This is a genomic window from Delftia sp. NA_296.1, assembly GCF_052692095.1.
The window spans coordinates 1-461 of sequence record NZ_JBQZGF010000023.1; the positions used below are offsets into that span (position 1 = coordinate 1).

Annotated in this window: 1 protein-coding gene; it reads right to left on the minus strand. The window is 68.5% G+C overall.

Annotated elements, in window-relative coordinates:
- The coding region (locus ACUTR7_RS29455; protein ID WP_445610418.1) for a hypothetical protein at window positions 1-461 on the minus strand (461 nt) is incomplete at both ends.

Below are 461 nucleotides of genomic sequence, written 5' to 3' on the forward strand. Positions count from 1 at the left end.
GTGTCGATGGCCTGCACGCCGGTGAAGCTGCCCTCGCCCGAAGATTGGGCGTAGTGCAGGCGCAGGCTGCGGCCCTGCGGGTCGGTGACCTTGAGCAGGCGGTTGCCCTTGGCGTTGTAGTCCAGTCGGACCTGTTCGCCCGAGGGCAGGCTGATGCGGGTCAGGCGCCCCCGGTGGTTGAAGCGCAATTCGCGCCCGTCCATCCATTGCCAGGTGTAGTGCCGTTCCTGGCCGGGCTTGGTTTCCTTGGTGCCCTTTGTATCCGGGCCTTCGATGCGCACGATGCCGTTGCCCGGCTGCTCGCTGGCGCACAGGCTGGGGTGCTCGCGCAGCTTGCTGAAGATGATGCGGGTGCCGTCGGCCTGCACGATCTGCAGGTTGGTGGGGTGGTCGTACAGGCGGGCCTCGTAGCTGAGCAGCCAGCCGCGGCCGAGCAGGCCCGGGGGCACGTAGGCCAGGCC